This is a genomic window from Streptomyces sp. CNB091, from assembly GCF_000377965.1.
Window position 1 is genome coordinate 129638 of record NZ_KB898997.1, and the last position, 24718, is coordinate 154355.

Annotated in this window: 23 protein-coding genes and 1 other RNA gene; 13 read left to right on the forward strand and 11 right to left on the reverse strand. The window is 73.2% G+C overall.

Going from position 1 to position 24718, the window contains the following annotated elements:
* Positions 1-119: 119 nt before the first annotated feature.
* Entirely contained in the window at positions 120-1160 is a 1041-nt protein-coding gene (locus D581_RS0115790) for an SCO2278 family lipoprotein (protein ID WP_020679209.1), read from the forward strand.
* A gap of 84 nt (positions 1161-1244) precedes the next feature.
* On the opposite strand, the gene D581_RS0115795 is transcribed toward D581_RS0115790, so the two are convergent.
* Together D581_RS0115795 and D581_RS0115800 are read right to left on the reverse strand one after the other, a co-directional pair.
* Positions 1245-1991 (reverse strand): bifunctional DNA primase/polymerase, encoded by a 747-nt coding sequence (locus D581_RS0115795; RefSeq protein ID WP_018958192.1) that lies wholly within the window; start codon positions 1989-1991, stop codon positions 1245-1247.
* Positions 1992-2189: 198 nt separating this feature from the next.
* A complete protein-coding gene (locus D581_RS0115800) occupies positions 2190-2819 on the reverse strand; it encodes a TetR/AcrR family transcriptional regulator (RefSeq protein WP_018958193.1) in 630 nt (209 codons plus the stop codon).
* Positions 2820-3079: 260 nt separating this feature from the next.
* On the opposite strand from D581_RS0115800, the gene ddaH reads away from it, so the two are divergent.
* Entirely contained in the window at positions 3080-3994 is a 915-nt protein-coding gene (gene ddaH / locus D581_RS0115805) for a dimethylargininase (protein WP_469220307.1), read from the forward strand.
* Positions 3995-4021: 27 nt separating this feature from the next.
* Here the strand turns inward: ddaH and D581_RS0115810 are convergent, their stop codons facing one another.
* On the reverse strand, positions 4022-5017 hold the full coding sequence (locus D581_RS0115810) for a small ribosomal subunit Rsm22 family protein (RefSeq protein ID WP_026290554.1): 996 nt from the start codon (positions 5015-5017) through the stop codon (positions 4022-4024).
* A gap of 231 nt (positions 5018-5248) precedes the next feature.
* Between D581_RS0115810 and D581_RS0115815 the strand changes: the two genes are divergently transcribed.
* The gene (locus D581_RS0115815) at positions 5249-6571 is read left to right on the forward strand and encodes a hypothetical protein (protein WP_018958196.1); all 1323 of its coding nucleotides are present in this window, start codon (positions 5249-5251) and stop codon (positions 6569-6571) included.
* A 58-nt stretch (positions 6572-6629) separates the two neighbouring features.
* On the opposite strand, the gene D581_RS0115820 is transcribed toward D581_RS0115815, so the two are convergent.
* A complete protein-coding gene (locus D581_RS0115820; RefSeq protein ID WP_018958197.1) occupies positions 6630-8021 on the reverse strand; it encodes a multidrug effflux MFS transporter in 1392 nt (463 codons plus the stop codon).
* A gap of 89 nt (positions 8022-8110) precedes the next feature.
* On the opposite strand from D581_RS0115820, the gene D581_RS0115825 reads away from it, so the two are divergent.
* Positions 8111-9106 carry a Gfo/Idh/MocA family protein gene (locus D581_RS0115825; protein WP_026290555.1) on the forward strand — a complete coding sequence of 332 codons (996 nt, stop codon included), beginning with the start codon at positions 8111-8113 and terminating at the stop codon, positions 9104-9106.
* 206 nt (positions 9107-9312) lie between these two features.
* Here the strand turns inward: D581_RS0115825 and D581_RS0115830 are convergent, their stop codons facing one another.
* Positions 9313-10980 carry an alkaline phosphatase D family protein gene (locus D581_RS0115830; protein ID WP_018958199.1) on the reverse strand — a complete coding sequence of 556 codons (1668 nt, stop codon included), beginning with the start codon at positions 10978-10980 and terminating at the stop codon, positions 9313-9315.
* Between the two features lie 144 nt (positions 10981-11124).
* Between D581_RS0115830 and D581_RS0115835 the strand changes: the two genes are divergently transcribed.
* The 3 genes from D581_RS0115835 (at position 11125) to D581_RS0115845 (ending at position 13525) form a co-directional block, all read left to right on the forward strand.
* Complete coding sequence (locus tag D581_RS0115835; RefSeq protein ID WP_018958200.1) at positions 11125-11889, forward strand: SDR family oxidoreductase; 765 nt, start codon at positions 11125-11127, stop codon at positions 11887-11889.
* 156 nt (positions 11890-12045) lie between these two features.
* On the forward strand, positions 12046-12525 hold the full coding sequence (locus tag D581_RS0115840; protein ID WP_018958201.1) for a lamin tail domain-containing protein: 480 nt from the start codon (positions 12046-12048) through the stop codon (positions 12523-12525).
* A 145-nt stretch (positions 12526-12670) separates the two neighbouring features.
* Positions 12671-13525, forward strand: a complete 855-nt coding sequence (locus D581_RS0115845; RefSeq protein ID WP_018958202.1) for a PhzF family phenazine biosynthesis isomerase — start codon at positions 12671-12673, stop codon at positions 13523-13525.
* Between the two features lie 70 nt (positions 13526-13595).
* Here D581_RS0115845 and D581_RS0115850 read toward each other — a convergent pair whose 3' ends face one another.
* Both D581_RS0115850 and D581_RS0115855 read right to left on the reverse strand, forming a co-directional pair.
* Entirely contained in the window at positions 13596-14618 is a 1023-nt protein-coding gene (locus D581_RS0115850) for a hypothetical protein (protein ID WP_018958203.1), read from the reverse strand.
* Positions 14619-14676: 58 nt separating this feature from the next.
* Complete coding sequence (locus tag D581_RS0115855; RefSeq protein WP_018958204.1) at positions 14677-15258, reverse strand: TetR/AcrR family transcriptional regulator; 582 nt, start codon at positions 15256-15258, stop codon at positions 14677-14679.
* 313 nt (positions 15259-15571) lie between these two features.
* Here D581_RS0115855 and D581_RS0115860 point away from each other — a divergent pair, with 313 nt between their 5' ends.
* Together D581_RS0115860 and D581_RS0115865 are read left to right on the forward strand one after the other, a co-directional pair.
* Positions 15572-16963, forward strand: coding sequence for an MFS transporter (locus D581_RS0115860; protein ID WP_018958205.1), 1392 nt, complete (start codon positions 15572-15574; stop codon positions 16961-16963).
* 259 nt (positions 16964-17222) lie between these two features.
* Positions 17223-18125: a glycosyltransferase family 2 protein gene (locus D581_RS0115865; RefSeq protein ID WP_018958206.1), complete on the forward strand. Its 903-nt coding sequence runs from the start codon at positions 17223-17225 to the stop codon at positions 18123-18125.
* A 68-nt stretch (positions 18126-18193) separates the two neighbouring features.
* On the opposite strand, the gene D581_RS0115870 is transcribed toward D581_RS0115865, so the two are convergent.
* The 3 genes from D581_RS0115870 to D581_RS0115875 all read right to left on the reverse strand — a co-directional run bounded on the left by D581_RS0115870 (position 18194) and on the right by D581_RS0115875 (position 19954).
* A complete protein-coding gene (locus D581_RS0115870) occupies positions 18194-18706 on the reverse strand; it encodes a GNAT family N-acetyltransferase (protein ID WP_018958207.1) in 513 nt (170 codons plus the stop codon).
* A gap of 211 nt (positions 18707-18917) precedes the next feature.
* Positions 18918-19327, reverse strand: an RNA gene (rnpB, locus tag D581_RS1000000138985) — RNase P RNA component class A.
* Positions 19328-19384: 57 nt separating this feature from the next.
* Positions 19385-19954, reverse strand: coding sequence for a Uma2 family endonuclease (locus D581_RS0115875; protein ID WP_018958208.1), 570 nt, complete (start codon positions 19952-19954; stop codon positions 19385-19387).
* A gap of 180 nt (positions 19955-20134) precedes the next feature.
* Here D581_RS0115875 and D581_RS0115880 point away from each other — a divergent pair, with 180 nt between their 5' ends.
* The 4 genes from D581_RS0115880 (at position 20135) to eda (ending at position 23777) form a co-directional block, all read left to right on the forward strand.
* The gene (locus D581_RS0115880; protein ID WP_018958209.1) at positions 20135-20881 is read left to right on the forward strand and encodes a MerR family transcriptional regulator; all 747 of its coding nucleotides are present in this window, start codon (positions 20135-20137) and stop codon (positions 20879-20881) included.
* A 41-nt stretch (positions 20882-20922) separates the two neighbouring features.
* Positions 20923-21915 (forward strand): hypothetical protein, encoded by a 993-nt coding sequence (locus D581_RS01000000137285; RefSeq protein ID WP_051114591.1) that lies wholly within the window; start codon positions 20923-20925, stop codon positions 21913-21915.
* Positions 21916-22201: 286 nt separating this feature from the next.
* On the forward strand, positions 22202-23002 hold the full coding sequence (gene yaaA / locus D581_RS0115890; protein WP_018958211.1) for a peroxide stress protein YaaA: 801 nt from the start codon (positions 22202-22204) through the stop codon (positions 23000-23002).
* Between the two features lie 124 nt (positions 23003-23126).
* The gene (gene eda, locus D581_RS0115895) at positions 23127-23777 is read left to right on the forward strand and encodes a bifunctional 4-hydroxy-2-oxoglutarate aldolase/2-dehydro-3-deoxy-phosphogluconate aldolase (protein ID WP_018958212.1); all 651 of its coding nucleotides are present in this window, start codon (positions 23127-23129) and stop codon (positions 23775-23777) included.
* Positions 23778-23925: 148 nt separating this feature from the next.
* Here eda and D581_RS0115900 read toward each other — a convergent pair whose 3' ends face one another.
* Complete coding sequence (locus D581_RS0115900; RefSeq protein WP_018958213.1) at positions 23926-24711, reverse strand: TSUP family transporter; 786 nt, start codon at positions 24709-24711, stop codon at positions 23926-23928.
* Positions 24712-24718: the final 7 nt, after the last annotated feature.

Consider the following 24718-nt stretch of genomic DNA (forward strand, 5'->3'; position numbering starts at 1 on the left):
ACAGGCCCTGGGTCACGGTGTGGGCGCTGTATCCGGTCCCCGGCCGCACGCCGTCCGCCGCCCCGGTAGGGTTTCGACGGTCAGTGCGGGCGACGGATCAGAAGGCGCGGAAGCAGCGGATGACGAGACACCCTGGGCTGGGCCGGCTGACGGCAGGGCTCGCGACGGCGACGGTGCTGTGCGTGACGGCGAGCGGCTGTGTGACGGTGCACGGGGAGCTGGAAGTGCTGCCCGGGGCGAAGAAGCCGGAGGCCGCGCAGGCGCTGAAGGACTTCACCGAGGCCTACAACGCGGCGGACAAGGCGTTCGATCCGGCGCTGGACGCGGACCGGGTGACGGGTTCGCTCGGTGCGATCAACCAGGCCGGGCTGAAGGCGCGGCAGACGTACAACCCCGAGGGCAACAAGGCGCACAGGCCGCTGGTGCTGGACGACGCGACGTACGTCGTCCCCAAGAAGGCGGGGTGGCCGCGCTGGTTCCTCGCGGACACCGACTCCAACCGGGACCAGGACGGCGGGAAGCTGGACACCCGCTGGCTGGTGGTGTTCGTACGGTCGGGCCCCGACGCGCTGTGGAAGGCGTCGTATCTCGCGGTGGTCCCGTCGTCCCAGGTGCCGGAGTTCGCCCTGGACGAGGACGGGTTCGCCACTCCGGTGGAGCCCGGGGACGACGGCCTGGCCGTGGCGCCCGCGGAGCTGAGCGCCTCGTACACCGGCTATCTGCAGAGCGGCACCCCTGATGTGTTCACGCCCTCCACGGCGACCTCGGGGTGGCGCGAGACGCGCCGCACCACGCGGCGGGCGGGGTTCTCGTACCAGTACGTCGACCAGCCGCTGACGCGTGCGGCGTTCGCGCCGCTCGGGCTGCGCACCGAGGACGGCGGGGCGCTGGTCTTCTTCAGCAGCAAGCACTTCGAGCGGCAGACCGCGGCGAAGGGGCTGCGACCCGAGGTCAACGCGGATGTGAAGGCGCTGCTCACCGGCGAGGTGAACAGCAGTCTCACGAAGGAGCGGGTCTCCAGCCAGCTGGTGCACGTCCCGCCGCGCGAGGGGGCGGCCGGCTCCGAGTCCGGTTCCGGTTCCGGTTCCGGTTCCGGTTCCGGCGGCAAGGTGCGGATGCTGAACCGGCTGCCGGGTCTGGTCGCGGCGAAGGGCGAGTAGGCAGGGCAGCGGCTCGGGCCGACGGTGCCCGGCCCTGCGGCCGGGCGGTCGCCCACCGGACCGGCGGGCCGGCGGGCCGGCGGCTCAGCGGCTCAAGGGCCAGGCGATCGAGTCGTGGTCCAGCTCGCTCTGCTCGGCACTGCCCGCGTACCGCGCGCAGGCGTCGGTGAGCGTCTCCAGCAGGGTCAGCGGATCGGGCAGCTCGTGCTCGGGGCCCCGCACCCAGTGGACGTCGAGCTCACCGGGGAGCCGGGCGGGCGGCAGCAGGACGTAGCTGCCCCGGCAGTGCCAGCGCAGGCCCGGGTGGGCGTCCATGGTCTCGGGGTGGCAGTCCAGCTCGCAGGGCCACCACTCGTCCTCGTCCTCGGGGGTGCCGCGGGTGGCGGTGAAGAAGAGCATCCGGTCCTCGCCGGACTGGGCGACCGGGCCGACGTCGATGCCGGCGTCGAGAAGGCGTTCCAGGGCGCTGCGGCCTGCGGTGAGCGGCACGTCCAGCACGTCGTGGACCATGCCGGTCGCGGTGATGAAGTTGGCCAGCGGCTGGCTGCCGGCCCAGCGCTCGATCTGGGCGCGGTCGGTGGTCGACTGGGTCTGCCAGGCGAAGGAGATGGGATGCCGGGCGGGGGTGGGACAGCCGATGCGTTCGCACGAACACCGGTATCCGAGGGGGTGGGCGGCGGGCGCGATGGGCATACCCGCGTCGGCGACCGCCAGGAGCAGCGCGACCCTGGCCGGCTCGTCGGCCTCGGCCCCCGGTGATTTGGGACGTCGCCGCAGCCACTGGGAGAACCTGTTCTCTGTGCCGCGGAAACGGCCGGAATCGGCGCCCATCTATCCCCTCACCTCAGCAGTTCACCTCAGCGTTGCCTCTCCATCGTCGCACCATCCTGCGGTTCGGGTGGCCAGAGTTCACCAGCGGGGCCGGGTACCACCGCACCGAGTGAGCACCATCACGCCCGATGTCACCCCATACCGGACGTCTCGCACCCTCGCCGGTGGATCCTGGGCCTCCGCCGGGCCCTCGGAGTGTCAAGGGCGCGGGGTGAGCCCGCCGAGGGCGTAGTCGACGATCGCGTCGGCGTACGTGTGCGTGAGCGGCAGGGTCCGCAGCAGCCAGCGGTGCATCAGCGGGCCGATGAGCAGCTCCAGGGCGATCCGGGGGTCGGCGTCGGCGCGCAGGTCCCCGGCCTCCTGGGCGGCCCGCAGGCGTGTGACGTACAGCGCGAGCTGCGGTTCGAGCAGCTTCGTGACGAATTCGGCGCCCAGTTTCGCGTCGACGATGCCCTCGGCGGTCAGCGCGCGGGTGGGGACCGCCAGCGCCGGGTCGTTCAGCTCGTCGACGGTGGCCCGCAGGACGAGCTTGAGGTCGGCGGTCAGATCGCCGGTGTCGGGGATGCCCTGCGCGGCGTCGCCGGACTGCGGTCCGGCCTCCTCGGCGGCCCGGCCCGCCAGGTCGAGGAAGGCTTCCATCAGCACGGCGGCCTTGGAGGGCCACCAGCGGTAGATGGTCTGCTTGCCGACCCCGGCGCGGGCGGCGATACCCTCGATCGTCGTGCGCTGGTACCCCACCTCTCCGACGAGGGCGAGGGCGGCGTCGTGGATCGCGCGGCGGGAGCGGTCGCTGCGGCGGCTGGAGTCGGGTGCCTTGGTGGGTGCCATGCGCCCAATCTAACGCCGACCGAACCGATACGTATCGTCTTGCGGTGGCCACGGGGCGTGCGTGTGACGGGCAGCGGGACATCGGGGCGACGCCGGAGATCCGGGCGGCGCGGGACATCCGAGGCGGCACGGAGCGTCCGGGCGGCGCAGGACATCCGAGGCGGCACGGAGCGATCGGGCGGCGCAGGACATCCGAGGCGGCACGGAGCGATCGGGCGGCCGCCGCGATCGGGGGCCCGGTGAACCACCCGTTCGATCGACTGCGAAATCCGGCGCGCACGGCGCACCATGGGCTCACGCACAGACCGTGCGCATCCCACCGTTCCGCGGCCCCGGCCGCCGTTCGCGAGGAGCCAGAGTTGAACCGTGACGCCACCCCTCGTCGCTACCTGATGTGCGCCCCGGCGCACTTCCGGGTCACCTACTCCATCAACCCGTGGATGGACCCGTCCAAACCCGTCGACCTGCCGCTGGCCCGGACCCAGTGGGAGGACCTGCGCGACCGCTACCGCGCCCTCGGCCACACCGTCGAGCTGATCGCCCCCCGTCCCGACCTCCCCGACATGGTCTTCGCCGCCAACGGCGCCACGGTGATCGGCGGCCGGGTGCTCGGCGCGCTGTTCGCCTACCGGGAGCGGTACGCGGAGGCCGGAGCCCACCGGGACTGGTTCCGGGAGCACGGCTTCACCGAGGTCCATGAGCCGGAGCACGTCAACGAGGGCGAGGGGGACTTCGCCGTCACCGCGTCCTACCTGCTGGCCGGGCGCGGCTTCCGGTCCAGTCCGCTCTCGCACATGGAGGCCCAGGAGTTCTTCGGGCTGCCGGTCATCGGGCTCGACCTGGTGGATCCGCGCTACTACCACCTGGACACCGCGCTGTGTGTGCTGGACGCGGCGGCCGACGAGATCATGTACTACCCGGACGCGTTCTCCCCCGGCAGCCGGGCGGTGCTGCGCCGGCTGTTCCCGGACGCGCTGCTCGCCCGGGAGGCGGACGCGGCGGCGTTCGGCCTCAACTCGGTCAGCGACGGGTGCCACGTCCTGCTGCCGCAGGGGGCGACAGGGCTCCTGGACCCGCTGCGGGACCGGGGTTTCGAGCCGGTCCCGATGGACCTGGGAGAGCTGCTCAAGGGCGGCGGCAGCGTGAAGTGCTGCACGCAGGAGCTGCGGGCCTGATCAGCCGCTGACCGTCACTCCGTGCGCTCACTCCGCGCTCTCCGGCGGCCAGGGATCGCCCCAGGCGACGTCCCTGGCCGCCCGGTACAGCTCGCCGTGGCGCTTGGTGACCGTGGAGCGGGCCAGGCCGTCGTCGCGGGTGCACAGCTCCAGCAGCACCTGGCCCTTGCGGATCTGCGGCCTGCGGGTGACCCGGGCGGGCGCCGGGGCGGTGGGGAAGCGGGTGGCGACCACGTAACTGAACTTCTCGTCCTCGTGGCTCAGCGAGCCGCCCTTGACCTGCCGGTGCAGCGAGGAGCGGCTGACCCGGGCCGAGAAGTGGCACCAGTCGGCCCCGGGGACGATCGGGCAGGCGTCGCTGTGCGGGCAGGGGGCCGCGACGCCCATCCCGGCGGCGATCAGCCGGTCGCGGGCCTCGATGATCCGGGCGTAGCCGTCGGGGGTGCCGGGCTCCACGATCACCACCGCCTGTCCGGCCGCCGCCGCCGCGTCGACCAGTTCGGTCCTGGCCCCGGCGGTCAGCTCCTTGAGCACATAGCTGACGGTCACCAGGTCCACCGGGGCCAGCTCCAGCGCCGCTCCGATCCGCGCCTTCTCCCAGCGCGCGTCGCGGAGCCCCGGGACCCCGGACGCCTCGGCGAGTTCGCGGCCGAGTGCGAGGGCCGGTTCGGCCCAGTCCAGGACGGTCGTGGCCGGGCCCGCCCAGACCCCGGCCACCGCCCAGCTCGCCGCGCCCGTGCCGCCCCCGACGTCGGTGTGGGTGGCGGGCGTCCAGTCGGGGGCGGCCCCGGCCAGGGCGTCGAGGGCGGAGCGTACGGCTTCGTAGGTGGCGGGCATCCGGTACGCGGCGTACGCGGCGACGTCGGAGCGGTCCCGCAGGATCGGGGCGTCCGTCGGGGTCTCCCCCCGGTAGCTGGCGATCAGCCGGTCGACGGCCTGCGCGGCCTGCTTGGGCGGCAGTCCGTCGAGCAGTCCGGCCAGCGCCGCGCGCAGGGACTGTGCGGTGGGGAGGGTGACGTTCACCGCCGAATTGTAGGCGGAGGCGGCCCGGCGGACCCATTCCGCTTCGCCGGGGCCCGGAGGGGTACGGAGAGATGTGTGCGCGGGCGGCACGGGACCGCGACGGGCCCGCACCAAGACTTCACGTAACCGGTACGGAGCGGGAATCCGGCGAACTCCACACCGCCGTGGGCCTGTTGCTACGCTGGCCCGCGCGTGGACGGCACCAGGTCAAGATGGTCCAGCAGGGGAGCCATGAGGCAGAAGATCGTGCGGTTGACGCTCGTCGGTGGGGTGGTCTTTCTCGCCCTGCTCCTGCTGCTGGCCACCTGCGGCGGCAGACCCGACGAGGACGACCGGAAGAACGGCGCGGCCACCGGGACGGCGAAACCGGTGGTGCCGGCAGCCGGGCCGGTGACCCGGCTGACCGTTCCGCCGCAGTACACGACGGACCGGGGCTGGGAGATCATCGGCTCCTCCCCCGACGTGGCCGTCTCCCACGCGACGGGCCTGCTGGCCTATCTGCAGCGGTCGAAGGACAACCGCTACCGGCTGCGTACGGTCGACACGGCCACCGGCGAGCTGGGCTGGCGCGGCAAGGCCTGGCGGCAGCCGGACCCGCTCCACTATCCGAGGCTCGCCACGGTCGCCAAGGGCGACCGGCAGTTCTTCGTGACCTGGTCCTACGGGAAGGTCGGCGACGGGCTGTCACCGTCGAACACCTTCATCGCGCTCGATCTGTACGACGTGACGAACGGGAACCGGCAGCGCGTCGAGGTGCCGTGGTCCGGCGCCCCGGACGTCGACACGACCGGGCCGTCCATCGTGATCAGCGACGCGAAGGCGAACAGCACCCTGGTGGACCCGGTCACGGGTGAGGTGTCCGAGCTGGGCGCGGACAAGTTGAAGTACCCCAAGGGCTGCCCGGCCTGTAAGCAGCTCACCGAGGTGCACGGGCAGACCGCCGAGGGCCTGCTGCTGGGCGGAGCACGGGAGTTCTGGGTGCGCGGCGGCTGGTTCAGCCGGAACGTCGCGCCCAAGGGCGCCGACCGGGGCAGCGGTGTGGTGACGTCGACGACCCCGGACCAGGTGCTGGCGAAGTGGGCGCCCGCGAAGAAGACCAAGCGGGCGGCGACCCACGAGCTGTGGGCGGTGCACGACGCGGCGACCGGTGAGGTCCTCACCTCGGTGGAGTGCCACAAGCCCGCCATAAAGCCGGGGCGTTTCCCGCAGGCGGTCCTCTCCCCCTCGGGCGATTACCTGATCGCCGGGAACCTGGCCTTCGATCTGGAGGCGAAGCAGGGCCGCTGCTTCGAGGACGAGGGCGGCGCCGCCCATCTGACCCTGGCCACGGTGACGGACGACGGCATCGCGTACGGGGCCGAGAACGCGCGCGACGCCTCGGAGGCGCTGTCGGGCGGCGGGCTCCCGGTCGCGATGGACTTCGCCACCTGGAGCACCGAGCGGCTGTCGCGCAACGCGCGGCTGCCGGGGACGGAGACGACCGGGGTCGGGGTGTTCCGCTGGACCGACCGGCAGGACCGTACGCATCTGATCGGCTACCCGCGGACCGGCTGAGCCCGCGGCGGGGGCTGGGCTCCCGGAAGGCGTCGGGCCCACGGCGGGCCGCGGTGGTTCAGAGACCGCCGGCCTCGCGGCCCGCTCGCTGCCAGGGGCGGCACAGGAGCAGGAAGCAGGCCACCGCCGCCACCGCGCACACGACCTGGACCACGGCCATCGGGACGGCCGTGTCCTCGCCGGCGATCCCGACCAGCGGGGAGGCGACGGCGCCGATGAGGAACGAGGACGTGCCGAGCAGCGCCGAGGCGGAACCCGCCGCGTGCTTGGTGCGCATCAGGGCCTGGGCGTTGGTGTTCGGCATCGCGAGGCCCATCGCCGACATCAGCACGAAGAGCCCGGCAGCGACCGGCACGAGGCCGACCTCGCCGAAGACGCCGGACGTCATGAGCAGCAGCGCGACGGCGGCCAGCACGATCACCGCGAGGCCGAAGCCGAGCACCTTGTCGAGGCTGACCCGGCCCACGAGCAGTTTGCCGTTGATCTGCCCGACGGTGATCAGGCCGATCGAGTTGATCCCGAAGAGCAGGCTGAAGGTCTGGGGCGAGGCCCCGTAGATCTCCTGCACGACGAACGGGGAGGCGGCGATGTACGCGAACAGGACGGCGAAGGCGAGCCCGCCCGCGACCATGTAGCCGGTGAAGACCCGGTCGGCGAGGAGCCCGCGCATGGTGCGCAGGGCTTCGGCGACCCCGCCGGTGTGGCGGTCGGCGGGCGGCAGCGTCTCGTGCAGCCACTTCCAGACGACCAGGGTGAGCACGATGCCGACGACGGTCAGCACGACGAAGATGCCCCGCCAGTCGGTGATCCGCAGGACCTGGCCGCCGATCACCGGGGCGATGACCGGGGCAACGCCGGAGATCAGCATCAGGGTGGAGAAGAACCGGGCCATCTCCACGCCGTCGTAGAGGTCGCGCACCACGGCCCGGGCGATGACGATGCCGGCCGCGCCCGCGAGCCCCTGGAGGAGGCGGAAGCCGATGAGGAGTTCGGCGGTGGGGGCCAGGGCGCAGATGGCGGTGGCGAGGACGTAGACGACCATGCCGAGGAGCAGCGGCTTCCGGCGGCCCCAGCGGTCGCTCATGGGGCCGACGACGAGCTGGCCGAGCGCCATTCCGGCCAGGCACGCGGTCAGGGTGAGCTGGATGGTGGCGGCGGGGGCGCTCAGGGAGTCGGTGACGGCGGGGAGCGCGGGGAGATACATGTCCATCGACAGCGGCGGCAGCGCGGTGAGTCCGCCGAGGACCATGGTGACCAGGAGGCCGGTGCGCCGGGCGGTCTTCGCCGCCGGGCCGGGCAGGCCGGCCGGGGCGGTGACCTGCGGGGCGGCGGGGTCGACGGCGAGAGCCCCCGCGTCGCCGTGCGGGATCTGCCGGTCGTCGGCCCGGGCCCCGGTCCCGGTGGTGGGTATGTGCGCTCGCTGGGCCCGGCTGCCGCCGCTGTCCGGCATTCTCTTCTCCACATCGTTGAATACGCATCTATGCTCTCAGCTCGGCCGGAGTGGTCGATACCTTTTTCGGGCGGGCTGGGGTGGCGTGCATGGGTGGGACGGTGCGTTGGGGTGTGCTGGCGACGGGCGGCATAGCCGCGAGGTTCACGGCGGACGTGCAGGGGCTCCCCGACGCCGAGGTGGTGGCGGTGGCCTCGCGCACGGAGACCTCGGCGCGGGAGTTCGCCGAACGGCACGGGATCGGGCGGGCCTACGGCAGCTGGGCGGAGCTGGTCGCCGACGACGAGGTGGACGTGGTGTACGTGGCGACGCCGCACTCGGCGCACCACGCGGCGGCCTCGCTCGCGCTGCGGGCCGGAAAGCATGTGCTGTGCGAGAAGGCGTTCACGCTCAACAGCCGGGAGGCCAAGGAGCTGGTGGCGCTGGCCCGGGAGCGCGGCCTCTTCCTGATGGAGGCCATGTGGACCTATCTCAACCCGGTGGTCCGCCGGCTCACCGAGCTGGTCCGGGACGGGGCGATCGGCGAGATCCGTACCGTACAGGCCGATTTCGGCTTCGCGGGCGACTTCGCTCCCGGGCACCGGCTGCGCGATCCGGACCTGGGCGGCGGGGCGCTGCTGGATCTCGGTGTCTACCCGGTCTCCTTCGCCCACCTGCTGCTGGGCGAGCCGGACCGGGTCCGGGCCGACGCGCTGCTGTCCCCGGAGGGCGTCGACCTGAACACGGGGATGCTGCTCGGCTGGGACTCCGGTGCGACCGCGCTGCTGTCCTGCTCGATCGTCGGCCACCATCCGACGGCGGCCACCGTCATCGGCACGGCCGGGCGGATCGATCTCCCGCGCGACTTCTTCCACCCGGACCACTTCGTCCTGCGGCGGGCGGGCGCGGAGCCGGAGACGATCACCTCGGGTCCGGGACCCGAGGGGCTCTCGGGCATGCAGTACGAGGCCGTCGAGGTGGCGCGGGCGGTGCGGGTGGGCGAGACCGAGTCCCCGCTCGTCCCGCTGGAGGGTTCGCTGGCGGTGATGCGGACGCTCGACGCGGTACGGGACCGTATCGGCGTCCGCTACCCGGCGGACCGCTGAGCCCGGAGCGTGCGTGAGGCTTCCGGTGCGGGCGTGTGGCGTTAGGGCGTGTCCGGCGGATCAGGGCCGGATAGGCCGCGGCGTCTGGTGCGGTGCATCGCAAGGCGCTGGAACGTCCTCATCGCGGAGCGATTCGGACGTTTCGGCAACGCCGCGAGGTGCCGTGCCAGGCGTCGCGGACCCGGTCAAGATCCGCCGGACACGCCCTACGCGGGGGTGAGCCCCGGGTTCCCGGCCTCGGTGACGAAGGAGGCCGCTGTGGTGAGGGGCGCGCCGGGGGTCGTGACGGCCGCCACCGTACGGAAGTCGGCGCGGGCCTCCTTCGTTCCGAGGGTGACGAGCGCGTAGCCGCGCCGCCCGTTGTAGTGCTTGAGGTGCGGGTTGGCGCGGGTCTGGTTCTCCCAGTTGGCGGGCCGGTCCGCGCCGTCCTTGCCGCTGCTGACGGACGTGGTGACGATCTCCGTGCCGACGGTCCGCGAGGCGGGGTCGTCGAAGTCCTTCTTCAGGTCGAAGGCGTAGGAGACGTGGACGTCGCCGGTGAGGACCATGAGGTTGTCCACCCCGGCGACCTCGGCCCCGGCCAGCACCCGCTGCCGGGAGGCCGGGTAGCCGTCCCAGGAGTCCATGGAGAGCTTGAAGGCGTCGGTGGGCACATCGCGCCGCTGGGCGAAGGTGACCTGCTGCGGGACGACGTTCCAGGTGGCGTTCGAGGCCCGCCAGCCGTCGGTCAGCCAGCGTTCCTGGGCGGCCCCGGTCATGGTGCGCGCGGGGTCCTCCGACTCGGGTCCCGGGGTGCGCCACCCGTCGCCGTACGCCTGGTCGCTGCGGTACTGGCGGGTGTCGAGGATGTCGAACTGGGCGAGCCGCCCGAACGTCAGGCGGCGGTAGAGCCGCATGTCGGGTCCGGTGGGGCGCTGCGGGGTGCGCAGCGGCTGGTTCTCCCAGTACGCGCGGTACGCGGCGGCCCGGCGCAGCAGGAACTCCTCGGGAGGCACGTCGTTCTCGGGGGTGCCGCCCGCGTAGTTGTTCTCGGTCTCGTGGTCGTCCCAGGTGACGACGAAGGGGTGGGCGGCGTGGGCGGCGCGCAGGTCCGGGTCGGACTTGTAGAGGGCGTAGCGCAGCCGGTAGTCCTCCAGGGTGACCGTCTCGCGGTTGTAGTGCGCGGGGAGCCTGCGGTCGGTGTAGGCGCGGGCTCCGCCGGTGGCGGTGACGGCGTACTCGTAGAGGTAGTCGCCGAGGTGGAAGACGACGTCGACGTCCTCGGCGGCGAGGTGGCGGTAGGCGGTGAAGTAGCCGTCGTGGTAGGCCTGGCAGGAGACGGCGGCCAGGGCCAGGGAGCTGTTGCGGGCTCCGGGGGCCGGGGCGGTCCGGGTGCGGCCCACCGGGCTGGTCCAGCTGCCGGTGCGGAAGCGGTAGTAGTAGACCCGGCCGGAGGCGAGGCCCTGGACATCGGCGCGGACGCTGTGGGCGAACTCGGGGTGGGCGGTGGCCGAGCCGCGCCGCTCGACACGGCGGAAGCCCTCGTCGCGGGCCACCTCCCAGCGCACCTCGACCCGGCCGCGCGGCAGTCCGCCGCCCGGCTCGTAGGGGCGGGGCGCGAGCCGGGTCCAGATGAGGACGGAAGCGGGCTGCGGGTCGCCGGAGGCGACGCCGAGGGTGAACGGGTCCTCGGTGATCCGGCGGGCGTCGACTTCGGCGGCGCTGGCCGTGCCGGCGGCGGGCAGGTTCACGGCGAAGGCGAGCGCGGCGGCGGCGCCGGTTCCGGTCAGGAAGCGTCTGCGTCCCACGCCCGGTTCGAGCAGCCGTGCGGCGGCGCGGAGTTCGGTCGCCCGTGTGTTCTGATCGGGCGTCATGATGGTCTGTGCGGCTGTCATATGCCCCTCCTCAGCCCGGATGCTGTCGGGATTCATGGCAGCCGCACGCGACGACGCACCGTTGTCGCGTGCACAACATCCGCATGGCGGGTCGATGAGCACCGCGTGCCCCGTGCACCGACCCGTCCCGTACGCTGCCGGGCCATGAACACTGAGCAGACCGGCCGGAAAGTCGCCGTCGTCACGGGTGCGGGATCAGGGATCGGGCGGGCCGTCGCGCTCGCCCTCGCGAGCGCGGGCTGGGCGCTCGCGCTCGCCGGCCGGCGGGCCGAGCCGCTGGCGGAGACGGCGGCCGCCGCCGGGGACACCGAGGCACTGTGCGTCACCACGGACGTGATCGACGCCGACGAGGTCGGCGCGCTCTTCACCGCCGTACGGGAGCGGTTCGGCCGACTGGACCTCCTGTTCAACAACGCGGGCACGTTCGGCCCCGGCGGCGTACCGCTGGAGGACCTGGCCGTCGAGGACTGGCGGGCGGTCGTCGACGTGAACCTGACGGGCGCGTTCCTGTGCGCTCAGGCGGCGTACCGGCTGATGAAGGACCAGGACCCGCAGGGCGGCCGGATCATCAACAACGGTTCGATCTCCGCCCACGCGCCGCGCCCGCACTCGATCGCGTACACCGCGACCAAGCACGCGATGACGGGACTGACGAAGTCGCTGTCGCTGGACGGCCGTGCCTACCGGATCGCCTGCGGGCAGATCGACATCGGCAACGCGGCGACGGAGATGACCGAGCGGATGTCGACCGGGATCCTCCAGGCCAACGGGGCGCTGGCGGCGGAGCCGGTGATGGCGGCGTCCGACGTGGCGCGGACGGTGGCGCACATGGCGGAGCTGCCGCTGGAGGCGAACGTCCAGTTCGCCACGGTCCTGGCGACGAACATGCCGTACGTCGGTCGCGGTTGAGATCGAGGTTGCGCCCGGATGTGATCAGGTTCGCTCGAACTAGCCATTAAATGGCCGAATTTGCGGATTTCTCCGCACCCGACCGAGCAAGCGCGTACTGACCGTATGATCGCATGCTGTTACGCCTTCACCGGAACACCACAGAAGGAACACCGCATGCGCATACGCACCGCCGCGCCGATCGCCCTGGCCGCCGCCACCGCACTGGCCGGCTCGCTCCTCGCCACGGCGGCACCGGCCGCGGCCGCCCCCCACCAGGGCGGGCTGCACTTCGGGACCGTGCAGTACGACGGCCCCGGCAAGGACAACCGGACCACGAAGTCGCTGAACGCCGAGTGGGTGAACATCCACAACAACGGCAAGAAGAAGGTCCAGCTCAAGGGCTTCAAGGTGAAGGACAACACCGGCTACACCTACACCTTCGGCAGCTACACGATCGGTGCGGGCAAGACGGTCAAGCTCCGCACCGGCAAGGGCAAGAACGTCTCGGGCACCGTGCACTGGAACCGGGGCTCGTACGTCTGGAACAACACCGGTGACAAGGCGCGGCTGATCAAGCCGAACGGGAAGCTCCAGGACTCCTGCTCCTGGAAGAAGTCCACCAAGGCGAACAAGGGCGTCAAGAACTGCCACTGACCCCGCCCCGGGAGGGCCGGTCGCGGAACGGGGGCCGCGACCGGCCCTCCCGCACGCCATACCGCTGCACCGCCGCACCGCCGCACCGCTGCACCGCTGCACCGGGCGGGGAATGCCGGGAGCGGCGGCGCGGTTGGACCCCTGCATGACACCTGATCGTGCGCCCGAAGTCCTGCGCTACACCGCTTTCTCCGCCGACCCCGCGGGCGGGAATCCCGCCGGCGTCGTCCTGGACGCCTCCGGGATGGACGAGGAGGCGATGCTCGCCGTCGCGGCGGAGCTGGGCTACAGCGAGTCGGCGTTCCTGACGGAGCGGACCGGCGAAGGCGCGTACACGATCCGCTACTTCAGCCCGAAGGCCGAGGTGCCCTTCTGCGGTCACGCCACGGTCGCCACGGCGCTCGCCCTGGCCGAACGGGACGGGCCGGGCGAGCTGGAGTTCGCCACGGCCGCGGGTCCGGTGCCGGTGACCGTGGTACGGGAGGGCGGCGAACTCCGCGCCACCCTCACCAGCGTGGCCCCACACGTCGAGGAGACCGCGGCGGCCGACCTGACGGAGGCACTGACCGCCCTGGGCTGGGCGGCCGACGACCTCGACCCGGCCCTGCCGCCCCGGATCGCCTACGCGGGGGCCCGGCACCTGGTGCTGGCCGCCGCCACCCGGGAGCGGCTGGCCGACCTGGAGTACGACTTCGCGCGCCTCGAAGCGCTGATGCACCGGCTCGACCTGACCACGCTGCAACTGGTGTGGCGCGAGGGGCCTGAGGTCTTCCACGTCCGGGACCCGTTCCCGGTGGGCGGGGTCGTCGAGGATCCGGCGACGGGCGCGGCGGCGGCGGCCTTCGGCGCGTACGCACGGGAGCTGGAGCTGGTACCGGACGCGGCCGTGCTGACGCTGCACCAGGGGGCCGACATGGGCCGGCCCGGCACACTCACCGTCGAACTGCGCGCGGGGGACGCCAGGGTCCGGGTCAGCGGAACGGGCACCCGGATCGGCTGAACCGCCCTTCCGGGACACGGCGAACAGGCGGCGGTTCAGCCGGTGCTTGTTTCCTTCAGGCGGGCGGTGTTCAGCTGGCGGTCTCCTTGGCCGGGGAGACGTGGGCGTACCAGCGCTCCGTCTCCTCCGGGTCCAGCGCGCGCTCCAGCAGGGCGTCGCCGCGCATGCCGGGGAAGAAGCGGCCCGCGGGCCAGGTCCGCCGGTAGGACGGCTCGTCCAGGACCAGCAGCCGGACGCCGTCGACGACGGGGATGTCGGCGGGGGCGCCCTCGTTCCAGATGAGTGCGCCGTCCGGGGCCACCAGGTCGAAGGAGCCCACGGTGTCCACCTGGCCGGGCGTCTCCCGGCAGACGGCCGACTCCTGCGCCGACGGCGCGTGGCCCTCCACATGGCCGCCGCCTATGAGCGCGTCGGCGAGCAGGGTGTGCAGCTGGAAGTTGTCCCCGATGCCGGAGAGCCGCAGGAGGTAGCCGGTGCCGCTCGGCCGGTGGAGGGCGACGAGCGGTTCGTCGTCCAGCACGAGGAGCGCGTAGGCGAGGGACTTCAACTCCGTGCCGGAGGCCCGCTCCACCGCACCGAGCAGCCGCAGTGCCTCGCCCCGGAAGCCGGCCGCCCGCCGCACACCCGGGTGGTTCAGCAGCGCGACGGCGGCCATCTCCCACTGCGGAAGGGTCCACCAGCCGGCGGCCGCGTCGGCGCCGGCCCGCTCCACCACGGCGGGGCCCGGCTCGCCTCCGTCCGGAACGGGGAACGCGCCGCCCCCGGTCCCGATCCACGCTTCGCAGAACACCAGAGCCTGCTCCAGCGCCCGTCGCAGCCCGGCCAGGACTCCCGGCGCGCAGCGCTCGGCGTCCGCGCCGCGCTCGACACAGGCCCCGACGAGCACGGCGACGACGGCACGGGGGCCGGGCGGCACCTGCTCCAGCACAGCGGCGAGCCGCGGCCCGCCGTCCAGCAGCTCCGCCTCCCTGGCCTGCCCGAAGGTCTCCTGCAACCGGACGAACGCCTTACCGGAGCGCTTGGCGTCCTGGGCGGTCACCGCCGCCTCGAAGTCGGCGACGGCTCCCCCGAACCCGGCTTTACCGAATATCATTCCTGCACTTTAACGACGCGCCGTGGGGCACCACGAAGCCGGTCGCCGCCTGGGCCCCTCACCGCACGTAGACCCCTTCCCGCGCGGCGGCGACCGCGGCGGCGGCGGCCCGGTCGGCGGCCGCCTCGTCCAGCGGGGCGCCGCTGGCCAGCAGCCGGTAGTACAGGGGCGCCGACACCGCGGCGATCACCTCGCCCGGGTCCGTACCGGCGGGCAGTTCGCCGCGGTCGACCGCCGCCTCGACAGAGCCGGACCACTCCCCGATCCGCACCGCGTAGAAGCGGTGCAGGGCCTCGGCGGTCCGCGGATCGCAGGTGGCGGCGGCGATGACGGCCGCGAAGAGAGCGCCCTGCCGGGAATCGGTCAGCGCCCGGACCACGAGCCGGGCGTTGGCCCGGAGGTCCTCGGCCAGCGACCCGGTGTCCGCGCGCGGCAGCGACTGCTCCGCCATGTCCGAGAGCAGATCGGCCACCAGCCCGGCGGGCGCGGACCAGCGCCGGTAGACGGTCGTCTTGCCGACCCCGGCCCGCCGGGCGACATCGGCCAGGTCGAGCCCGTCGAAGCCGTGCTCGACCAGCGCGTCCCCGGCGGCACGCAGCACCGCGTCCCGCACCCGGGCGGTGCGGCCGCCGGGACGCACGGTGCCGGGCTCCCCCCCGTCGACGTCGACGCCTCCGGAGGCTCCAGGACTCCCGGAGCTGCCAGAGCTGCCGGAGCTGCCGGAGTCCTCAGCGCTTTCAGAGTCTTCAGCGCTTTCAGAAGTCATAACGGGTCTCCAGTTCCATTAACAACGCCTCCCCTGTTACGGTGACACCCACCTTAACGGAACCACAGGACCGTTAATGATTCGCCGCCCAGGAAGGCGCCCTGCCATGTCCCGCACCGCACCCACACCCGCACCCCCTCCCGCACCCACCGGACCGACGATCGCCCCACGCGCCGTCGGCCCACGCATGACGAGACGCCAGCGGCTCGTACTGGCTCTGCTGCTCGGCTCCCAGTTCATGATCGCGGTGGACTTCTCGATCCTGAACGTGGCGCTGCCCGTCGTCGGGGAGGGGCTCGGCTTCTCCCTCGCCCACCTCCAGTGGATCGCCACGTCGTTCGCGCTCGCCGCCGCCGGATTCACCCTGCTCTTCGGACGCGTCGCCGACCTCGTCGGCCGCAAGAACCTGTTCATCGGCGGCATGGTCGTCCTCGGGCTCTCCTCCGCGCTCGGTGGCCTCGCCACCTCGCCCGAGGTCCTCCTCGCCGCCCGCGTGCTCCAGGGCCTGGCCACCGCGGCCGTCACGCCCGCCGGACTCGCGCTGCTGACCACCGCGTTCAAGGAGGGGCCGCTCCGCGAACGGGCGCTGGGGCTCAACGGCGCCCTGATGTCTGCCGGGTTCACCGCCGGAGCGATCCTCGGCGGCCTCCTGACCGATCTGCTCTCCTGGCGCTGGGCCTTCTTCATCAACGTACCGGTCGCGGCCCTGGTCGTGATCCTGGCGCCCTCCGTGATCACCGACTCCCGGCCGGAGCGGCGACCCCGGCTGGACGTGCCCGGCGCGGTCACCGTCACCGGCGGGCTGCTGCTGCTCGTCCTCGGGCTCACCCAGGCCGGTGAGACCGGCTGGACCACCCCCACCACGCTGGCCTCCCTGGCCGCCGGCGTCGCCCTCCTGATCGCGTTCGTCCGCATCGAGCGGCGGGCCGCCGCACCGCTCGTCCCGACGCACATCCTGAAGCGGCGGAGCGTCGTCTGGGGCAACGCCGCCGGGCTGATCGCCTTCGTCACCGAGACCTCGCTGGTGTTCCTGCTCACCCTCTACCTCCAGGAGGTCCTCGGTTACTCCGCGCTGGCCACCGGCCTCACGTTCGGCGTGCTGGGCGTCGGCACGGTCGTCGGCGGGATGCTCGGCGGACGGGCGGTGGGCCGGTTCGGCAACCGGCGCGCCATCGTGCTGGGCGGGGCCGTCCAGGCCGTCGCCACGCTCTCGCTCGTCGCGCTCGGCACGTCCGGTTCCTGGATCTGGCTCCTGCTGGCGGCCACCTTCGTCGGCGGTGTGGGCAACATGCTGATGATCGTCGGGTTCATGGTCACGGCCACCTCCGGCCTTCCCGACGAGGAGCAGGGCCGGGCCACCGGGCTGGCGACGATGACCCAGCAGGTCGGCATCACCCTCGGCATCCCGGTGATGAGCGCCATCGTCACCGCCCGGACGGGAGCCGCGACGGGCCCGGAGGCCGTACTGTCCGGCGTCTCCATCGCCATCCTCGTCAACTCCGTACTGGTCCTGGCCGGCGCCCTGCTCGCCGGGTACTTCCTGACCGAAAGGAACCGGACGGCGGCGGCGGAGGGGTGAGCGGAGCGGGACCGCGCCCAGGGACCGCACCGGCCCGCCCCCGGGGAGCCGACACCGGCCCCCGGGGGCGGAACAGCGTCGACAGCGGGAGAATACGGACATGCCCGAGCCCGAGCGGCTGATCGCGTAAGCCCTGCTGAACACCGACGGGCCCATGGATGGCCGGGCGGTAACCGCACACTGAACACCGAGGCGTTACGATCGCGGGCACCGCAGCCGACCAGCAGCCGCACGGCAGCCGAGCCCAGGAGTACCGAACTTGTCCGCACCACGCATCGGCGTATCCATCGTGACCATGGGGGACCGCCCGCAGGCGGTCGAGGCGCTGCTGGCGTCGGTCGCCATGCAGGACGTCCGGCCCACCCGGCTCGTGATCATCGGCAACGGGACGGCGCTCCCGGACTTCACCGCCTTCCCCGGCCTGGAGGACCTCGACGGCGGGGTGACCACGATCGAGCTGCCGGAGAACCTCGGCTGCCCGGGCGGCCGGAACGCCGGTCTGCGCAGGCTCGCCGAGATCGGCGACGTGGACGTGGTGATCGAGCTGGACGACGACGGGCTGCTGGTCGAGAAGGACGTCTTCCGCCGGGTGCGGGACCTCTTCGCGGCCGACGACCGGCTCGGCATCGTCGGCTTCCGGATCGCCGACGAGCACGGCGAGACCCAGCGGCGCCACGTGCCCCGGCTCCGGGCGGGCGACCCGATGCGCGGCGGCCCGGTCACGGCCTTCCTCGGGGGCGGCCACGCGTTCTCCATGAAGATGCTGGAGCAGACCGGGCCGTGGCCCGCCGAGTTCTTCTTCACCCATGAGGAGACCGACCTCGCCTGGCGTGCGCTCGACGCGGGCTGGAAGGTGCTGTACGAGCCCGAACTGCTGCTCCAGCACCCGAAGACGTCCCCGGCCCGCCACGCGGTCTACTACCGGATGACGGCCCGCAACCGCGTCTGGCTGGCCCGCCGCAACCTGCCCCTCCCCCTGGTCCCCGCCTATCTCGGCACCTGGACCCTGCTCACCCTCGCCCGCACCCGCGACCCGAAGGGCCTGCGCGCCTGGGCGGGCGGCTTCGCCGAGGGCGTCCGCACCCCGTGCGGCGAGCGGCGCCCGATGCGCTGGTCCACGGTGTGGCAGATGACACGGCTGGGCCGGCCGCCGGTCATCTGACCCGCCGCCCGCGGGCTCAGCGGTCCCCGGGGCTCAGCGGTTCCCGGCGGCCCTGCGGCCCCGGGAGCTCAGCGGTCCCCGGGGGCCCAGCGGTAGAGCACGTCCGGCTCGTTCTCCTCGTTGCGGGCACCGTCGTCGAACGCGACGGCGGTGAACCCGTGCCGCTCGTAGAAGGCGCGGGCGGCGGCGTTGCGCTGGAACACGTACAGCTTCAGGGCCCCCTCCGCCGCGCCGCGCACCTCCGCCAGCAGCCGGCTGCCGATCCCCCGCCGCAGCGCGTCGGGCCGCAGATAGAGATGATCGAGCTCCTCGCCCCCGGCGAGCACGGCGAACCCGAGCAGCTCCCCGCCCTCCTCCGCCCCCTCGGCCACCCACACCGCGGTGCTGGTGGGCAGCACGACATGGGTGATCCACGCCAGGGTGTCCTCGTCGCTGTGGACCCGGGGCAGATACGGCATGGCGGCGGCCCGGGAGGCGAGAAAGACCCGGGTGACGGCTTCCGCGTCGTTCGGCGTGGCCGGACGCAGGCGTACGCCCTGCTGGTCCGGCCGCCCGGCTCCGGTGCTTTCCGCAACGCTCATCGCCCTGTTCCCCGTTTCCGTCGACTCGGCGCCCGCCGGTTTCGGCCGACCCCCGATCACCGGTGATCAGAACACGCCGGGAGCCTTCCGCGCAGGTGGAATAACGCGGGACGGAACAACGCGTCGCCGACGTGAGCGTGGTGGGGGTGGGGGTGGGGGTGGGGGTGGGGGTGGGGGTGGGGCGCGCGGTGGCCCGGGGCGGGTGAGACGGCAGACGAGTCGGGCTGTACGCCGGGTTCTGTCTCCCGGTCGCCTCGCGGCGGCCGGGGAGGCGGCCATCCATCTAGGGCCGGCATTGCTGCCGGCCTCGTGCGGTCTACCCGTGAACTCGGGCGAGCAGCCCTCGAACGTTCACGCAGAGCCGTCCCATTTCTGGGGCGGCCCCTCTTGACCTTGCTCCGGGTGGGGTTTACCTAGCCGCCTGAGTCACCTCAGGCGCTGGTGGTCTCTTACACCACCGTTTCACCCTTACCCGGGACCGAGGTCCCGGGCGGTCTGTTTTCTGTGGCACTGTCCCGCGGGTCACCCCGGGTGGCCGTTAGCCACCACCCTGCCCTGTGGAGCCCGGACGTTCCTCGGGAGAACCCCGAAGGATCCTCACGCGGCCGTCCGCCCGGCTCGTCTGCCGTGATCGCCATCCTACCGGGCCCTGCGGACCGAGGGCCCGGTCGGTCTCCCTCAGCCGAAGTCGCCGGTCTCCAGGTCGAAGGCGAAGGGCTCGGGCAGCGGCAGCGGCTTCCCGTACGGGATGGTGAGGAGCTGGCGGTAGTCGTCGTTCTCCGGATCGCTGAACAGCGTCACCGAACTGTCGTCCCGGTCGATGAGCAGGTAGAGCGGGATGCCGCCACGGGCGTAGCAGCGGCGCTTGGCCTCGCGGTCGGCCTGCGGCTTGGTGGAGGTCACCTCGACCACCAGGGCTACGCCCTCAGGGGGCATCCAGGATTCGGCGCCGCGGAAAAGGCGGAGTTCCAGAGGGGCGAAGGTGCCGTCGGGGATGGCGTGGTTCTTGGGACAGCCACCACCGCTGCGAAGTCTCAGCCCCTTGTTTCCGGAGAACTGCATGCGCGTTCGGGCGCGCCTTGCCACTTGGTCGACGATCAGGCCGAGGTAGTCCTCGTGGTCCCCGTCCGGCGGCGGCGTCACGACAATCTCCCCCTCGATCAGTTCCGCCCGGAAACCTTCCGGCGTGTCCAGGGCCAGGAAGCCCTCCAGAAGGACTTCTGCCTGCGTGAGCGGCTCGTGCGCCATGGCAGTCATGTCACGCTCCTTCCTCGGTCGCTCGCCAGACTGGGGCATCGGGGGGACCAGCCGTCCATGAGATCGGAGTTCTTCCCCCGATCGTGGCACAGGCCGTCACGGCGTGGACGGAAGCGGGCGAAGGAAAGCGGTGCTTGACCTTGTCGCGGCGTCAACGTTTCTACTGGCCGCATGCGTATCGGAGAGATCGCCGCGCTCGTGGGAGTCACTTCCCGGGCCGTCCGGCACTACCACCACATCGGCCTCCTGCCCGAGCCCGCCCGGCAGGGCAACGGCTATCGGGCGTACACCGTCCGCGATGCCGTGCTGCTGGCCAGGATCAGGCGGCTGACGGAGATCGGGCTCTCCCTGGACGAGGTGCGGGACGTGCTCGCCGACGACGCGGGGCGGGAGCTGGCCGAGGTGCTCGGGGAGCTGGACGCCGATCTGGCGCGGCAGGAGCGGGAGATCCACGGGCGGCGGCAGGTGCTGGCCGCGCTCCTGGAGGCGCCCCTCACCTCGGACGGGCCGCTCCCCCCCGCCCTCGCCGCGCTGTTGGAGCACGCGCCCGCCACCGCGTCCCCGGCCGCGGCGAAGGACCGCGAGCATCTGTCGTTGCTGGACGCGGCGGGGGCCGGCGCGGGGGCCGAGGTGTACGCCGCGCTGCGTCCGCTGGCCGAGGACCCGGGCGTTCTCGCACTGTACGAGCGGCTCGACGAGCTGGCCGGGGCTGGGGTGGACGACCCGCGCATCGCGCCGCTGGCCGCCGAGCTGGTCGCCGCCGTACCGGACGAGGTCCTGGCGGTGATCCCCGAAGGCGAGCCGTCGACGACGGGGATGGGGCGGGTGCTGCTCGACGACTACCCGCCCGCGCAGCGCGCGGTGGTGCGCCGGGTGATGGAGGCGCTGGCCGAGCGGGTACGGGGGAGGAACACGTGAGTACCGGGAGGACGGTGGGCCTGCGGGTGGCGCGGCTCGCGATGTGGGCGGTGCTGCCCGGGGAGGTCGCGCTGGCGGTCTGCCTGGCGGCCGGGGTCCGGATGCCCGGTGCCGTGCTGCTGGTGGCCGAGGCGCTGGTGGTGGGCGTCCTGGCGCTGGAGGCGTACGTGATGTGGCCGCTGTACACGGCGCGGCGGCGGGCCGGGGACACCCGGCGGGAGGCCGGGCTGTCCGCGGTGCGGGCCGTGGTGCCGGTGGCCGTGCGGCGGCTGGTGGTGCACGAACTCCGGGCGCTGCACAGTCTCGGGCTGTGGGTCCTGCGCCGACGCCACCGGATTCCGGCGGGGGCCCGGCCGTTCTCGTACACCGGACCGCAGACCGGGATCATGTGGACGTTCGTCTTCGTCTCCGTCGTGGAGACCGTGGTGCTGGCCCTGGTGATCCCCTGGCCGCTCGTCCACGCGATCCTGCTCGTGGTGGACGTGTACGGGATCGTCATCATCGTCGCCCTTCAGGCGGCCTGTGTGACCCGGCCGCATCTCGTGGAGGCCGACGGTTCGCTTCGGCTGCGCTACGGCGCCCTGTTCGACCTGCGGGCGCCCGCCGCCGTGATCGCCGCCGCCCGGGTGGACCGGCGCTTCCCGGACGGGGGTCTGGTCCGGGTGGACGCGGACGGGACGCTCGATCTGGCGGTGGGGAGCCAGACGACGGTGACGGTGGAGCTGACGGAGCCGGTGGAGTTCGTGCGGCCGCTCGGCCGGCGCGGGACCGCCCGGACGCTCCGCTTCCACGCCGACGACCCACGGGCGGCGGTCGCGGCGCTCACGGGCGCGAAGGACGCGAAGGACCAGGCAGTGTCCTGCCCGCTCACGCCGGAGCGAGCGGCACAGACTGCCCTCACGCCGGAGCGAACAGCACCGTCCTCGACGCCGGGCCGGTCGAGCTCGGTGCGCAGCGCCCGCAGGGCGGCCCCGAGCGAGCAGTCGGCTGCACCGGTCATACGCAGGTGGCGGCGGGGCATGGCCCGAGCGTAGGCCGGGCGGGGGCGGGCGGCATCCGGGGCGCTCGCCGGCCCGCGCGCACAGCGGGCGCGGCCGTCGCCGTACGGGGGGTGGCGCCGTCGCCGTACGGGAGGCGCGGCCGTCGCCGTACGGGGGGTGGCGCCGTCGCCGTACGGGAGGCGCGGCCGTCGCCGTACGGGAGGCGCGGCCGTCGCCGTACGGGAGGCGGCGCCCCGTCCCCGTACCCTTGCCGAGGACCCGGAGAGCCCGCACGCCGACCGGGTCCGCGCTTGCGCCGTACGTACGAAGGAGAACCGCCGTGCTCGTGCTGTTGCCGCCCTCCGAAGGAAAGGCCGCCTCGGGGCGCGGGGCTTCGCTGAAGCCGGAGTCGCTGTCGCTGCCGGGGCTCGCCCCGGCCCGTGCCGCGGTGCTGGACGAGCTGGTCGAGCTGTGTCAGGCGGACGAGGAGAAGGCCCGTGAGGTGCTGGGGCTGAGCGTGGGGCTGCGGGGCGAGGTCGGCAAGAACACCGGGCTGCGCACCGCCGGGACCCGTCCGGCCGGGGAGCTGTACACCGGCGTGCTGTACGACGCCCTCGATCTGGCCTCGCTGGAGGCGGACGCGCGGCGGCGGGCGGCGAAGTCGCTGCTGGTCTTCTCGGGGCTGTGGGGCGCGGTCCGGATCGGCGACCGGATTCCGCCGTACCGCTGCTCGATGGGGGTGAAGCTGCCCGGTCTCGGCGCGCTCGGCGCGTACTGGCGTACCCCGATGGAGACCGTGCTGCCCGAGGCCGCCGGGAACGGGCTCGTCCTGGACCTGCGGTCCTCGGCGTACGCGGCGGCGTGGAAGCCGGCGGGTGAGGTGGCGTCGCGTACGGCGAGCGTGCGGGTGCTGCACTCCCAACTGGTGGGCGGGGTGGAGAAGCGGTCCGTGGTGAGCCACTTCAACAAGGCCACCAAGGGCCGGCTGGTGCGCGATCTGCTGGTGGCGGGTGCGCGGCCGAAGGGCCCGGCGCAGTTGGTGGAGGTGTTGCGGGACCTCGGGTACGTGGTGGAGGCCGAGGCCCCCGCGCGGGCCGGGCGGCCGTGGTCGCTGGACGTGGTGGTGACGGACATCCACTGACCGGCACCGAGGGGATGCCCTCGTGCCCTCGCGGGCGGCTCAGTGGCGCTCCCCGCTGGACTGTTGTTGCGTCCTGCGCAACGCTCGTTGCAGATATCGCCTTGGGCGCGGCAGGATGACCCCCATGACCTCCTCTGCCGCGCCCTCCGCTCCGTCCGACGCCTCCGTGCTGGATCTCGCGCCCGTCGTCCCCGTCGTCGTCCTGCACGACGCGGCCGACGCGGTGCCGTTGGCGCGGGCTCTGGTGGCGGGTGGGCTCCCGGCGATCGAGGTGACGCTGCGGACACCCGCCGCGCTGGAGTCGATCCGGGCCATGGCCGCCGAGGTCCCGGGCGCGGTGGTCGGGGCGGGCACGGTGATCTCGCCGGAGCAGGTACAAGACACCGTCGACGCCGGGGCCCGGTTCCTGGTCAGCCCGGGGTGGACGGACGCGCTGCTGGAGGCGATGAAGGCGTCCGGGGTGCCGTTCCTGCCGGGCGTCTCGACCACCTCCGAGGTGGTGGCCCTGCTGGAGCGCGGGGTGCGGGAGATGAAGTTCTTCCCGGCCGAGGCGGCGGGCGGCACGGCTTACCTCAAGGCTCTGTCCGCGCCGCTCCCCCAGGCCCGGTTCTGCCCGACCGGCGGCATCTCGCTCGCCTCCGCGCCGTCGTACCTCGCGCTGCCCAACGTCGGCTGCGTGGGCGGCAGCTGGATGGTGCCGGGCGACGCGGTGGCGGCGAAGGACTGGGACCGGGTGGCCCGGCTGGCGGCCGAGGCGGCGGCGCTCGGCGCGTAATCCTGCGGCCCCGAGGAGACCCCTCAGGGCGGGAGCTGCACTGCGTGAGACCCCTCAGGGCGGGAGCTCCACGGCGTGAGACCCCTCGGGGCAGGAGCTCCACGGCGTGAGACCCCTGAGAGCGGGAGTTGCACGGGCGTAAGGCCCCTCAGCGCAGGAGCTGCACGGCGTAGAGCCCCCCGACGCCGAGTGCCAGCGCCCCCAGCAGCAGCCGCAGCGCCGTCTCCGGGAGGCGGGGCTGGAGGCGGGCGCCGAGGTAGCCCCCGCACAGTCCGCCGAGTCCGCAGGCCAGGCCGAGGGACCAGTACGGTGCGATGTCGCCGGTGGTGGTCAGGGACAGCAGCGCGTACGTCCCCGCGCCGACGGCCGAGGTCACGAAGGTGGCGGCGAGCGCGGCCGGGGCGACCTTCGCCACCGGCATGCCGCGCCCCACGAGGATCGGGCCGAGGAGCGATCCGCCGCCGATCCCGTAGATCCCTCCGGCCACCCCGACCGCCATGGCGAGCCGGGTGACGGCGCGGGCCGAGGGCTCCCGACCGGCGGCCGTGCGGGAGGCGCGGCGCAGGGTCCGCAGGCAGAGCCAGCCGCCCAGCGGCAGCAGCAGGACGGCGATGAGCAGCCGGAACACCGACGGGCCCGGCACCGCGAACACCCGGACCACCGCGCCGACGACGACGCCGGGAACGGTGCCGAGGACGAGCAGCCGGGTCAGCGGCCCCCGCAGGGTGCCGGCCCTGTGGTGCCGCAGCAGGGCCCCGGGGCCCGCCACCACGTTGTAGAGCAGGTTGGTGGGGGTGACCGCCGGGCTGGGCACCCCGAGCACGCTGATCTGGACCGGCAGCAGGAACACCGCGCCGGAGACGCCGACCGGCGCGGTGGCCACGGAGATCAGCAGTCCGGCGGCGAACCCGAGCAGCCCGGTCGGCCAGTCCATGCGCGGC

Coding starts and splice junctions, on each gene's coding strand:
- D581_RS0115790 (WP_020679209.1), top strand. CDS start 120: ATGACGAGACACCCTGGGCTGGGCCGGCTGACGGCAGGGCTCGCGACG.
- D581_RS0115795 (WP_018958192.1), bottom strand. CDS start 1,991: ATGGGCGCCGATTCCGGCCGTTTCCGCGGCACAGAGAACAGGTTCTCC.
- D581_RS0115800 (WP_018958193.1), bottom strand. CDS start 2,819: ATGGCACCCACCAAGGCACCCGACTCCAGCCGCCGCAGCGACCGCTCC.
- D581_RS0115815 (WP_018958196.1), top strand. CDS start 5,249: ATGAGGCAGAAGATCGTGCGGTTGACGCTCGTCGGTGGGGTGGTCTTT.
- D581_RS0115820 (WP_018958197.1), bottom strand. CDS start 8,021: ATGCCGGACAGCGGCGGCAGCCGGGCCCAGCGAGCGCACATACCCACC.
- D581_RS0115825 (WP_026290555.1), top strand. CDS start 8,111: ATGGGTGGGACGGTGCGTTGGGGTGTGCTGGCGACGGGCGGCATAGCC.
- D581_RS0115830 (WP_018958199.1), bottom strand. CDS start 10,980: ATGACAGCCGCACAGACCATCATGACGCCCGATCAGAACACACGGGCG.
- D581_RS0115835 (WP_018958200.1), top strand. CDS start 11,125: ATGAACACTGAGCAGACCGGCCGGAAAGTCGCCGTCGTCACGGGTGCG.
- D581_RS0115840 (WP_018958201.1), top strand. CDS start 12,046: ATGCGCATACGCACCGCCGCGCCGATCGCCCTGGCCGCCGCCACCGCA.
- D581_RS0115845 (WP_018958202.1), top strand. CDS start 12,671: ATGACACCTGATCGTGCGCCCGAAGTCCTGCGCTACACCGCTTTCTCC.
- D581_RS0115850 (WP_018958203.1), bottom strand. CDS start 14,618: ATGATATTCGGTAAAGCCGGGTTCGGGGGAGCCGTCGCCGACTTCGAG.
- D581_RS0115860 (WP_018958205.1), top strand. CDS start 15,572: ATGACGAGACGCCAGCGGCTCGTACTGGCTCTGCTGCTCGGCTCCCAG.
- D581_RS0115870 (WP_018958207.1), bottom strand. CDS start 18,706: ATGAGCGTTGCGGAAAGCACCGGAGCCGGGCGGCCGGACCAGCAGGGC.
- D581_RS0115875 (WP_018958208.1), bottom strand. CDS start 19,954: ATGGCGCACGAGCCGCTCACGCAGGCAGAAGTCCTTCTGGAGGGCTTC.
- D581_RS0115880 (WP_018958209.1), top strand. CDS start 20,135: ATGCGTATCGGAGAGATCGCCGCGCTCGTGGGAGTCACTTCCCGGGCC.
- D581_RS01000000137285 (WP_051114591.1), top strand. CDS start 20,923: ATGTGGGCGGTGCTGCCCGGGGAGGTCGCGCTGGCGGTCTGCCTGGCG.
- eda (WP_018958212.1), top strand. CDS start 23,127: ATGACCTCCTCTGCCGCGCCCTCCGCTCCGTCCGACGCCTCCGTGCTG.
- D581_RS0115900 (WP_018958213.1), bottom strand. CDS start 24,711: ATGGACTGGCCGACCGGGCTGCTCGGGTTCGCCGCCGGACTGCTGATC.